Here is an 11,889-nt window from a genome sequence, read left to right on the forward strand (position 1 = left end):
GGTCGATGACTTCACCGGCGAGTGCAATGCCATGGATATGACCAACCATTTGTATCCCGTCATTTTGGCCGGAGGGAGCGGGACCCGGTTCTGGCCGCTCAGCCGGCACCTCTATCCCAAGCAATTGCTGCGCATCATCGGCGATGAAACACTGATTCAGCAGACTATGCGGCGTGTGCTCTCCTGTGCCAGGCCCGATCATGTGATCATTTCCACCAATCCTGGTCAGGCGGATTCCATTCGCGTGCAGTTGAGTGAGTGGAAGTCCGAGTTGCAGCACAACTATGTGGTGGAACCGGTGGGGCGGAACACGGCACCGGCCATTGCGTTGGTTGCAGCGGAGCTGGTCCGTCGCGATCCCGAGGCCATGATGCTGGTCCTGCCGGCCGATCATGTGGTGACGGGAGAAAAGGCCTTTCAGGCCGCCGTAGTTCTAGGAGCGCAGCTTGCGGAGCAGGGACGGTTGGTCACCTTCGGGATCAAGCCGACCAGACCGGAAACCGGGTACGGGTACATTCAGCCGAATCGCCGGATCGCACTTGGAAAGAAGGGGCGGTTGACGGGCCATCCGGTGGCACGATTTGTTGAGAAGCCGAATCGCGCGAAGGCGACGCAATACCTGAAGAACGGCAATTACTTTTGGAATAGTGGGATGTTTCTCTGGAGGGCATCCACCATTCTGGAGGAGATTCGCCGGCATCAGCCGAAGCTGGCCAAGGCGATTGAGCGGGTTCACGCGTTGATGGCTTCCGGCGCCGAGCCTCGGGAAGTTGAGGCGGCCTACAAAAAGGTGCCGTCGGTCTCGATCGATAACGGGGTGATGGAGTTATCGGCCAATGCGGCGATGATTCCAGTCGGCTTCGGATGGTCGGACGTCGGCAATTGGAGCAGCCTGGAAGAGGTGGCTCCGCGCGACAAGGCCGGCAACGTGGTGAGCGGGCGAGTGATCGATATGGACAGCAGCAACTCCGTGTTGTATGCCGATCGTCGGGTTGTGGCGACCATCGGTCTCTCGGACATGGTGGTAGTGGATACGCCAGACGCGACGTTAATCTGTCCGAAGTCCCGCTCTCAGGACGTGAAACAAATGGTTGAGATCCTGAAGCAGCAGGGTGCGCCGGAGCACCTGGAGCATGTGACGGTGTTTCGCCCCTGGGGATCGTACACGGTGTTGGAAGAGGGGCCCGGTTATAAAGTGAAGCGCGTGACGGTGAATCCCGGCGGGCGCCTGTCCCTGCAGCTCCATCACAAACGCAGCGAGCATTGGGTGGTCATTGCTGGGACTGCCCGTGTCACCCGCGGGGAGGAACTGGTGGATCTCCGGGTAGGACAGAGTACGGCGATTCCCGTGGAAACGCCGCATCGTCTTGAGAACCTCGGGAACGAAACCCTGCATATCATTGAAGTGCAGAACGGCCACTATCTGGGGGAGGATGACATCGTGCGGTTCAAAGATGACTATGGGCGAACGGCCGGTCGGTGATCGACGACGTGGCGAGTCGGCGACTTGGCGGGAACCATTCCCTCGCACCTTTCGCATTCCCCGATCACACGTTGCATGTGGAGTGACAGATGGCGCTCTTCCGTGAATATGATCTCAGAGGCATTGTCGGCGAAGAACTGACGGAGGCGATTGCCGAGCAGGTGGGGCGTGCCTATGCCACCCTTGCGCGCGAGCAGGGCACGTCATGCATCAGTCTTGGAAGAGACGGCCGGTTGAGTTCACCCGCGCTGCAGCAGGCGTTGATCAAAGGCCTGCTCGCCGGTGGGTTGGATGTGGTCGATCTGGGGCTGTGCGCCTCGCCGCTGTTGTATTTTTCCCTGTTTACCTTACCGGTGCAGGGCGGGATCATGATTACCGGCAGCCACAATGCCGCTGAATACAACGGTTTTAAAATCTGTATCGGCAAGGAAGCCATTCATGGCGAGGACATTCAGCATCTGCGCCGGGTCATGGAGTCGGGGCGATTTTCGACCGGCTCGGGACGGCTGTCCTCTCACCCCATTATTCCGGACTACCTGCAGCATCTGAAGCGCAGTTTTGTCGACGTGCGGGCGGATCACCTCCATGTCGTGATTGATTGCGGCAATGGCGCCGCCTCCCTGGTCGCCAAGCAGGCGCTCGAGCAAATGGGGTGTCGGGTCACGGGCCTCTACGATGAGTTAGATGGGCGTTTCCCCAACCATCATCCCGATCCCACCGTGGTGGAGAATCTCCAAGATCTGATTCACACCGTGCAACAACATAAGGCCGATGTCGGCATCGGCTATGACGGTGATGCCGACCGAATCGGCGCGATCGATGAACGGGGCCAGATTTTGTGGGGCGATCGCTTGATGGTGGTGTATGCGCGGGAGATCCTGAGCCGCCGGCCAGGCACGACGTTCATTTCGGAGGTGAAGGCGTCGCAATGTTTGTATGACGACATCGCGGCCAAGGGCGGACGTCCGATCATGTGGAAGACCGGCCACTCGTTGATGAAGGCGAAACTTAAAGCAGAATCGGCGGTGTTGGCGGGGGAAATGTCCGGGCACATGTTTTTTGCCGATCGGTATTTCGGGTTCGACGATGCGATCTATGCGTCTTGCCGGTTGGTAGAGATCTTAGCCAAGACCAAACAATCGCTGTCGAGCCTGGTCGCCGATTTGCCGCAGACTACCGTGACGCCGGAGATTCGTGTGGATTGTCCCGACAGCGTCAAGTTTCAACTCGTTGATCAGGTGCGCACTCAGTTATCTTCCTATCTCGAGGCGGGCAAACCTGTGGGGGCCTCAAACCTCACGATGCGTGAACTGGTCACGATCGACGGAGTCCGTGCCATTTTTGAAGACGGGTGGGGGTTGATCCGCGCATCCAACACTCAGCCGGCATTGGTGCTCCGGTTTGAGGCTCCCTCACAAGCCCGCCTCGATGTCATCCGGGCGACCATCGAAACCGAACTGGCGCAGGCGCGGCGTGTCCTGTCTGTATAGGCGGACTACTCTTCCCCTTCTACTCAGCCCAACCGTGTGCCTGCTGGCGGCCATGCTCACCCTCTTCATGTCGTTGACAGGGGAGGCTGCCGACACCATCCCCGAGGGGAGGGCCGCTGCTTCTACACCGCTTCCCTTCGCGAACGGAGAACGGCTCGCCTACGACGTGACCTGGTTGGGCATGCGCGCGGGTATTGCCACCATGGTCGTGCAAGAAGGCGCCGACGACCGGGGCAAGCCGCAACTCACGCTGAGCATGTCAGCCCGGTCGAGTCCTACGGTGACGAAGTTTTACCCCGTCGACAATCGTGGGGTGTCGCAGGTCGATCTCGAGACGTTTCTTCCACGGCACATGACGTTTGCGCGACGTGAGGGGAAACGGTTTAATGACTTCGACTATACCTTTCGGCACAGCGACGGGGTGGTGACGGCCGTGAAGGACGGCAAAACCGACGAACTGGCCATCCCGCCGGATGTGCAGGATGCCATGTCCTGTTTATATTACGTGCGGAAAGTGCTGCCGTTTGTCCCCGGGACCTCCCTGACCTTGACGGTGCATCACGACAAGAAAAACTACAAGATGGATGTGCGGGTCGAAGGGCTTGAAACGGTGGAGGGAATCTGGGGAAAGCGAGAAACGGCTCGGGTGGTCGTGATCATGCCGTTCCAGGGTATTTTTCTGAACGAAGGCAATATTCGGGTCTGGTTCACCACCGATGACCACCGTGTGCCGGTTCGCATGAAGGCCAAGGTCGTCATCGGCTCGATTGTGGCGGAGCTGACCGAGGGGTATGGAGCGGTCGCACATCCCTAGTCCCTCCGTCTTGGTTTGCTCGCTCGGCTGGAAACCGCTATAATCACGCCACGTTCGTGACGAGGGCTTCGGCTCTGTCCGAAGCCCTCGTCATTTCGACCCGTTGTGGCCCGTTCACTGAGGATTCCGAAGCATGGCGAAATTCCCCATTACGTTAAGCCGTTTTATTATCGAACAACAGGCCGCGCATCCTGAAGCGACCGGTGAATTTTCCGTCCTGCTGACCCAAATCGGCCTCGTTGGCAAAATGATTGCTCACGACTTGCGTCGAGCCGGGCTGAATAAGATCCTCGGCACCACCGGAGAGACCAATGTCCAGGGCGAGGTCGTCAAAAAGCTCGATCAGATTGCCAACGATACGTTTGTGCGCGTCTTTGAACACAGTGGTCTCGTCTGCGTCCTGGCCTCTGAGGAGATGGAAAAGCCTCTGAAAATGGTCCATGAGGGAGCCAAGTACATGTTACTGGTTGATCCTCTGGACGGATCGTCCAATACCGATGTCAATATGCCATTGGGCGCGATTTTCTCCATCCGCAGATCGCGGACGGGGCAGTCCGTCGAGGATGAGTTGCTGCAAAAGGGGACGGCGCAGATCGCCGCAGGCTATGTGCTGTACGGGGCGAGCACCATGCTCGTGTTCACGGTCGGGCAGGGCGTGCATGGTTTCACGCTGGAGCCGTCCATCGGTGAATATCTCTTGTCCAACGAGAACATTCGCATTCCGTCGAGGGGCAAGGTCTATTCGGTGAACGAAGGGAACTACCATCGCTGGCCTGCCGGCACACAGCGCTATCTCGATTATCTGAAAGTGCAGGACAAGCCGACCGGGCGTCCCTACAGCGGGCGATACAGCGGGTGTCTGGTCGCGGATGTGCATCGCATCCTCCTGGGTGGGGGCATCTATCTGTATCCGGGGGAGAAGGACAAGCCGGAAGGAAAACTGCGGTTGATGTATGAAGGAAACCCCCTGGCCATGGTCGTCGAGCAGGCGGGAGGCAAAGCGACGACGGGGACGATGCGAATTCTCGATGTTGAGCCCAAGGCGCTGCATCAGCGGGTTCCGCTCATTATCGGCAGTGCAGAAGATGTGAGTCTGGCGGAAGACTATGTGCAAGGACGGGCGTAACGACTAATGTGATCGAGGTTTGTTGGGAGGTTGATTATGAGCAATCGGGTCCAGGAGATTCTGAGCTGGTATGAGAGCGACAATGCGGGAACGAAGACGAACATCGCCCGACTGCTGAATTCAGGAAAACTCGCCGGCACAGGCAAGTTGGTGATCCTGCCGGTCGATCAAGGGTTCGAGCACGGTCCGGCCAGAAGTTTTGCGCCCAATGCCGGCGGCTACAATCCGCAGTATCATTTCCAGCTAGGGCTCGATGCCGGATGCAACGCCTACGCGGCTCCGCTCGGATTCATCGAGGCGGGCGCCAGTCATTTTGCCGGGCAAATCCCACTCATTCTGAAACTCAACAGCCACGATACCCTTCACGATGAGAAGGATCCCATGCCCTCCGTGACCGGCAGCGTGCGGGACGCGTTGCGGTTGGGATGCTCGGCGGTAGGATTCACGATTTATCCGGGCTCATCCCATTGCAATGCGATGTATGAGCAGTTGCGGGCGATTGCGGAAGAAGCCAAGAGCTGCGGATTGGCTGTGGTGGTCTGGTCGTATCCGCGTGGGTCAGGACTGAGCAAGGAGGGGGAAACCGCCCTCGACGTGGTGGCCTATGCGGCTCAGATCGCGGCACAGCTCGGCGCTCACATCATCAAGGTCAAACTGCCGACCGCCCATCTGGAGCAGGCCGCGGCCAAGAAGGTCTATGAAGCCGAAAAAATTCCTACGGCAACGCTGACGGAGCGCGTCAGGCACATCGTGCAGAGTTCGTTCGACGGGCGTCGCATCGTCATCTTCTCCGGCGGCGCGAAGAGCGATGAAAAAACGGTGTTCGACGAAGTGCGCGCGATTCGTGACGGGGGAGGATTCGGGTCCATCATCGGACGGAATTCATTCCAGCGGCCGAAAGCGGAAGCGGTCAAGTTTCTGAACACGATCATGGCGTTGTACGCGGGCGAAAAACCATAAGCGAAGATCTGTCCGATACCAGTGACCATGGATGACGTTCGTCCCCCAACCGAACCGCGCCCTTCGACGCGGTCCTGGATCTTCCCCGGTATGCTGTTGGCGGCGGGGGTATTGATCGGAGTCATCCTGACCTCGGATCTGGGATGGTTGCCGACCGGACATGCTGTTCCGGAGTCGGCTCCTCCTGTCGCCTCCGTTCCCGTTCCACGGCCGGTTTCCACGGCCGTGCAACCCACCTTGTCCGGTGCCGGTGGACAGAGTTTTGTCGAAGTCGCCAAAGTCGTAAAGCCGGCCGTGGTAAATATCTTTGCGACTCGGAATGGATCGAGTGAAGAGGGCAAGGGCACGCCGTTCGAAGATCCCTTCTTCAGGCGATTCTTCGGCGAAGAGTGGATGAAACGGTTCGAGGCGCCGAAGGAACGCAAGGAACGGGGGTTGGGTTCAGGTGTGATCGTCGATGCCAACGGCCTGATTATCACCAACAATCACGTGGTCAATAAAGCTGACGAGATCAAAGTTTTCCTGTCCGACAAGCGGGAGTTTAAGGCGAAGCTGGTCGGCACGGATGCCAAAACCGACGTCGCGGTCCTAAAAATCGAGGCGACGGGATTGCCCACCGTGGCCTGGGCCGATTCCGACAAACTGGAAGTCGGCGAGTTCGTCCTGGCGGTCGGTAATCCTTTCGGTCTGACGCAGACCGTGACGTTGGGCATCGTCAGCGCCCTCGGCCGTGCAGCCGGTATCGCTGAATACGAAGACTTTATCCAGACCGATGCGGCCATCAATCCCGGGAATTCCGGCGGCGCGCTGGTGAACGTGCGTGGCGAACTGGTCGGCATCAATACGGCTATTTATAGTCAGAGTGGTGGCAACATGGGCATCGGCTTTGCGGTGCCGAGCAACATGGCCCACACCATCATGGAGCAACTCGTTCAGCACGGCAAAGTCGTGCGTGGCTGGTTGGGGGTATCCATTCAGGAACTGACGCCTGAATTGTCGTCGCAGTTCGGTGTGCCCAAAGACGTGAAGGGCGTGCTCGTCAGTGATGTCATGGACGACAGTCCGGCGAAAAAAGCCGGGTTCGAGCGCGGAGACGTGATCGTGGAGTATGACGGTAAACCGATGGATTCTCCGGCGCATCTGCGTAATGCCGTGGCTCAGACGATTGTCGGAAAGAAGGTCACCGTCAAAATCATCCGAGAGAAGAAAGCAAAGTCCATCGATTTGACTATTGCCGAGCAGCCGAAAAATCTCGCCCAGGCCGGGGTGGAGGAAGGCGGAGAGTCAGTGGCGCCAGCAGGATTGCTTTCCGATATCGAGGTGAGGGAGCTGAACACGGAGTTGGCCGGCCGGTACGGACTGAAGGGGAGCGATCGCGGGGTCGTGGTGGTTCGCGTCAAGCCAGGCAGCCCTGCGGAGGAGGCCGGCGTGCGCGAAGGAGATCTCGTGCTCGAGGTGAATCGCAAGTCGGTGGGGACGGTCAAGTCGTATGAACAAGTCGCTGCAAATCTGCCGAAGGACCAGGCGGTGTTGCTTCTGCTGAGACGGCAGGGGCGAGCCATTTATCTGACGCTGAGGCCGTGATTGCTTCGAATCGTCCGTTCGAGGCCAATCACAGAGAGGAGGAAAACAGTATGGTAGCACGGGCCATATTTGTTCTTCTCAGCGCTCTTGCAGGAATGGCCCTGTTTTTGCGGGCCCAGGATCCTAGTCGAGAATTTTTGCTCCTCGGGTTGGGGATGGGTGCGGTCGCCGGCGGTCTCATTCTGGCCGGCGAATATGCGCTTCGCAGACTTTCATTCGGTATTATTGTCGGTGGTGCGGTCGGGTTGTCGGGCGGATTAGTCCTCACGGGATTGGTGGAATGGGTTGGGAGTGCGGTCTTCGATGTCGAAACCTTCCTGTTTCACATCGGCGGATTGGTGTTTCTGCTGGGATTCCCCTATTTGGGGCTCGCGATGGGAGCGCGGTTCGGCAACGAACAGTTTCCATCGGTTTCTCAAGGGGCCGCTTCTTCGGGCAACTCAGCCGCCTGCCTGAAGGTGCTGGATACGAGCGTGATTATCGACGGCCGGGTGGCTGATTTGTGCGAGACGGGATTTCTGGAAGGGCCGTTCCTGGTTCCGCATTTCATTTTGAATGAGTTACAGCATATCGCGGATTCGTCGGATTCGCTCAAACGGGCGCGGGGGCGTCGAGGGCTGGATATTCTGAACAAGATACAAAAGATGCCGGACGTCGACGTCCGCATCGTCGAGGAGGATTTCCCTCACGTCAAGGAAGTTGATGCCAAACTCGTAGTGTTGGCCAAGAAGGTGGGGGGGCGGATCGTCACCAATGATTTGAATCTCAACAAGGTGGCCGAATTACAGGGTGTGCGTGTGTTGAACATCAACGAACTCTGCAATGCCTTGCGACCGGTCGTGCTGCCCGGAGAAACGATTCGCGTGTTCGTGCTGAAGGAAGGCAAAGAGGCCGGGCAGGGCGTGGCCTATCTTGACGACGGCACGATGATCGTCGTGGACAACGCGCGGCGCTGTATCGGCCGCAATGTAGATGTGACGGTCACCAGCGTGCTCCAAACGACGGCAGGGCGAATGATCTTCACCCGGCTGAAGGAAGAGTCGGAACGGGAAGAGTATCAGGTCGCCCGTGGGTAGCCCTGTTGTGAAGAGGGGGGTGAGACCGGTTTGGTCCGGTCATGTGCAACGATCGTCTACTCAGTGGCCGCATCGCCTCCTCTGTTCCGGTTCCATTGTCCGTGAGTCGATCTGTGTCCGCTCGTAAACCGGAGCCGCTACATAAGGGGCCGCGCACGGTGGCTCTGGTGCCTGCGGCTGGTCGTGGCCTTCGAATGGGAGGCCCTGTTCCCAAGCAGTTTCTCGCCTTGGGCGGCCGGCCCATTCTGGTGCAGTCGCTCATCATGCTCCAGGCGTCGCCGGTGATCCACGAGATCATCCTGGCCGTCCCCCAATCCGAACGCCAATACTGTCTCGATCACATCGTGGCGACGGGTGAGTTCCCCAAGGTCACCAAGGTGGTGCCGGGCGGGGAGCAGCGGCAGGATTCCGTGCGGCATGCGCTGGCGGAGGTGGGGTCGGAGACGGACATTGTCCTCGTCCATGATGCGGTACGGCCGTTTCTCACCGAAACCATGATTCGTCAGGTCGTGGAGGCCGCCCTAGCTCATGGGGCTGCGATCATCGCGCTCCCGATGCGTGACACGGTCAAATACGTTGGTGCTGGGGGCGTGATCGAGCGGACGGTAGATCGTCGGCCTCTGTGGCTCGCGCAGACCCCGCAAGCGTTCCGTCGAGAATGGTTGGAGGAAGGTCATCGGAAAGGGCTGTTGGGCGGCGTGCAGGCGACGGATGACGCGCATCTCGTGGAAATGCTCGGGAAACCGGTCGTCGTGGTCGAGGGCAGCGGGGAAAACATCAAGGTCACAAGGCCGGAAGATCTCGTGATCGGGGAAGCCATTCTCCGCTCGCGGGCGGCGGCAAGGAGTGCGGAATGACGGCGGTACGCGTGGGGTGCGGATGGGATATTCATCCCCTGGTCGAAGGGCGGAAATTGATTCTCGGCGGACTCGAAGTTCCCCATCATAAAGGTTTGCAGGGTCATTCCGATTCCGATGCCTTGGTGCACGCCATTTGCGACGCACTCCTGGGAGCGATGGGCGAAGGGGATCTCGGACGTCATTACCCAAGCTCTGATCAACGATTCAAGAATATTTCCAGCCTGAAACTACTTGAAGACGTCGTCGAGAAGTTGCGGGCGAAGGGGTATCGCCTGGCCAATGTGGACAGTACCATCATTGCCCAAGCGCCGCGCCTGAGTTCGCATCTGGCATCGATGCAACAAATCATCGCCGGAGTGTTGCAGGTCGCCCCGGATCTCGTGAACGTAAAAGTCAAAAGCGGCGAAGGGTTGGATGCGGTCGGACGCGAAGAGGCCATTGCCGCCCAGGCCGTGTGTATGATCGAGCGGGCATAGGGGCCTGCGTCATCCAGGCGATGGATCCGTCGCGACTATGTTAAAAGCGATCTCTCAAGACCTCCAGGCGGTGTTCGAACGTGACCCTGCGGCAACCAGTAGGGTGGAAGTTGTCTTGACCTATGCGGGGTTTCACGCCCTGCTGGCCTATCGTGTGGCGCATTGGTTGAAGCAGCGTCAGGTGCCGTTCCTGCCGCGCGCCATTTCTCAACTGGCGCGATGGTTGACTGGGATCGAAATCCATCCATCTGCCAGGATCGGTGCCGGGTTCTTTATCGATCATGGCATGGGGGTGGTGATCGGTGAGACGGCCGAGGTCGGGGACCATGTGACGCTGTTTCAGGGTGTGACGCTCGGTGGTACGGGCAAGGAGCGCGGAAAGCGCCACCCCACGCTGGGAAATCACGTGGTGGTCGGGGCCGGGGCAAAAATTCTCGGCGGCATTACGATCGGCGACAACGTAAAAATCGGCGCGAACTCTGTCGTGCTCAAGTCAGTACCGGCAAACTCCACGGTTATCGGTGTACCAGGCCGGATTATCAAGTCACAGGGCGAACGCCTGCCTGATGCCACCATGGACCATACCAATATGCCGGATCCTACCGCAGACCGGTTCGCCGCGCTCGAGTCGGAACTGATCGAGTTGCGAAAGAAACTGGAAAATCGGGATTCCCACGAATCTCGGTAACACGCCTCCCAGCCATTCTCTTATGCTCACCTACAAGCCCGCCGCATTGTTCAAGCGGGCGGTGCGCCACAACTCTCACTAACGCTTCGCTGTACTCCGGCATCGCCTTGGAGACGCGGCCGGAGTACAGGTGGTGCTTAGTTGGACAGGCAGGTCTTCATGAACTTCTTCCGCTCGTCGCCGGCCAAATTCTTGGCCTTGGCGTCCTTGTTACAGCTTGCCATTTTGTTCTGCTGAGAGGTGCCGGCCGCGGCCTTGGCCGGTTTCGCGGAGAGACATTCTTTCATGAACGCTTTGCGGTCCTCGCCCTTGCCTTCGCCGCTCAGCCCTTTGGCGTCCGCGTCGGCATTGCAGGTCTTCATCTTGTTCTGTTGGGCCCCTGCGAAACTCAGCTGCGGGGTCACCAGGACGGCGGCCAACATGAGGGAGAAGCATGCGATAGTCAGATGTTTCATCGACGGCTCCTTGTGAAGGTGGAGGGGGATTGTCGGCGAAACTATAACAAATGTGAGGACATCTGTCTCACAGGGAAAGTTCCTTACGGGAGATCGGGGATGGACGTGTCGGTATAGTCCACTCGAACCAGGTACAACCCATGGGCGGGAGCGGTTCGACCTGCGGCGGCTCTGGCGCGCGCTGCTAGCAGCCTAAGCATATCGGATGCCGTGCGTTTGCCCTGTCCCACCTCGACCAAGGTGCCCACGATCGAGCGGACCATTTGCTTGAGAAACCGGTCGGCATAGAACGCACAGATGATGAGGTCGCCCTGTCGACGGAGCTCTGCCTGTTGCAGGTGGCATTGTGGGTTGTCGTTATCGGTCGGGGCGGTTTCGAAGGAGGAAAAATCCTGGTTTCCGATCAGGCAGGCGGCGGCGTCTTTCATGGCGGCCAGGTCCAGCGGCTTGTAGAGCATCCAGGCGCGTTCGCGGAGCAGCGGCGCGCGTTCCCGACGATTCAGCAGATGGTATTCGTACAGCTTCCCTTTCGCGGAGTAGCGCGCATGAAACGCATCGGTGACCGCGACGACCGACAGGGCGCTGATATCGGCAGGGAGGTGGGCGTTCAGGGCGCGTACCCACTCGCGTTCCGACAGACCGCGATCGGTTCGAAAGCTGGCGACCTGCCCTAAGGCATGCACGCCGGCATCGGTGCGGCCGGCCCCGACGACCGTGAGCCGTGTCTGGGCGATCGCCGACAATGCCTGCTCCACCGTCTCCTGGACGGTCGGCGCGTTCGGTTGCCGTTGCCAGCCGGCATAGTGCGTCCCGTCATACTCGAGGACGAGTTTAAATGTGGTCATGGTGTGAGAGAGAACGGGGAAACTCTAGCCCA

The 11,889-nt window shown here is 59.0% G+C and carries 12 protein-coding genes; 10 read left to right on the forward strand and 2 right to left on the reverse strand.

Features of this window, described 5'->3' with window-relative positions; all coding sequences use genetic code 11:
* Positions 1–31: 31 nt before the first annotated feature.
* From JNL86_04685 to cysE, 10 genes are all read left to right on the forward strand, one after another.
* The gene (locus JNL86_04685) at positions 32–1,483 is read left to right on the forward strand and encodes a mannose-1-phosphate guanylyltransferase/mannose-6-phosphate isomerase (GenBank protein ID MBL8042197.1); all 1,452 of its coding nucleotides are present in this window, start codon (positions 32–34) and stop codon (positions 1,481–1,483) included.
* 89 nt (positions 1,484–1,572) lie between these two features.
* Positions 1,573–2,973, forward strand: a complete 1,401-nt coding sequence (locus tag JNL86_04690) for a phosphomannomutase/phosphoglucomutase (GenBank protein ID MBL8042198.1) — start codon at positions 1,573–1,575, stop codon at positions 2,971–2,973.
* A gap of 52 nt (positions 2,974–3,025) precedes the next feature.
* On the forward strand, positions 3,026–3,787 hold the full coding sequence (locus tag JNL86_04695) for a DUF3108 domain-containing protein (GenBank protein ID MBL8042199.1): 762 nt from the start codon (positions 3,026–3,028) through the stop codon (positions 3,785–3,787).
* Between the two features lie 133 nt (positions 3,788–3,920).
* Positions 3,921–4,913, forward strand: a complete 993-nt coding sequence (gene fbp / locus JNL86_04700) for a class 1 fructose-bisphosphatase (protein MBL8042200.1) — start codon at positions 3,921–3,923, stop codon at positions 4,911–4,913.
* A 36-nt stretch (positions 4,914–4,949) separates the two neighbouring features.
* On the forward strand, positions 4,950–5,873 hold the full coding sequence (locus tag JNL86_04705; GenBank protein MBL8042201.1) for a class I fructose-bisphosphate aldolase: 924 nt from the start codon (positions 4,950–4,952) through the stop codon (positions 5,871–5,873).
* 27 nt (positions 5,874–5,900) lie between these two features.
* Entirely contained in the window at positions 5,901–7,457 is a 1,557-nt protein-coding gene (locus JNL86_04710; protein MBL8042202.1) for a DegQ family serine endoprotease, read from the forward strand.
* A 50-nt stretch (positions 7,458–7,507) separates the two neighbouring features.
* A complete protein-coding gene (locus tag JNL86_04715; protein MBL8042203.1) occupies positions 7,508–8,533 on the forward strand; it encodes a TRAM domain-containing protein in 1,026 nt (341 codons plus the stop codon).
* Between the two features lie 113 nt (positions 8,534–8,646).
* On the forward strand, positions 8,647–9,390 hold the full coding sequence (ispD, locus tag JNL86_04720) for a 2-C-methyl-D-erythritol 4-phosphate cytidylyltransferase (protein MBL8042204.1): 744 nt from the start codon (positions 8,647–8,649) through the stop codon (positions 9,388–9,390).
* On the forward strand, positions 9,387–9,869 hold the full coding sequence (locus JNL86_04725) for a 2-C-methyl-D-erythritol 2,4-cyclodiphosphate synthase (GenBank protein MBL8042205.1): 483 nt from the start codon (positions 9,387–9,389) through the stop codon (positions 9,867–9,869). Before ispD ends, JNL86_04725 begins: the two co-directional genes overlap by 4 nt.
* Positions 9,870–9,906: 37 nt before the next feature.
* Positions 9,907–10,557 carry a serine O-acetyltransferase gene (gene cysE, locus JNL86_04730; protein ID MBL8042206.1) on the forward strand — a complete coding sequence of 217 codons (651 nt, stop codon included), beginning with the start codon at positions 9,907–9,909 and terminating at the stop codon, positions 10,555–10,557.
* A 137-nt stretch (positions 10,558–10,694) separates the two neighbouring features.
* Here cysE and JNL86_04735 read toward each other — a convergent pair whose 3' ends face one another.
* Positions 10,695–11,012, reverse strand: a complete 318-nt coding sequence (locus tag JNL86_04735; protein MBL8042207.1) for a phosphate starvation-inducible protein PsiF — start codon at positions 11,010–11,012, stop codon at positions 10,695–10,697.
* Positions 11,013–11,095: 83 nt separating this feature from the next.
* Positions 11,096–11,857, reverse strand: a complete 762-nt coding sequence (truA, locus tag JNL86_04740; GenBank protein MBL8042208.1) for a tRNA pseudouridine(38-40) synthase TruA — start codon at positions 11,855–11,857, stop codon at positions 11,096–11,098.
* Between the last annotated feature and the right edge of the window lie 32 nt (positions 11,858–11,889).

The organism is Nitrospira sp., assembly GCA_016788885.1.
GTDB lineage: Bacteria > Nitrospirota > Nitrospiria > Nitrospirales > Nitrospiraceae > Nitrospira_A.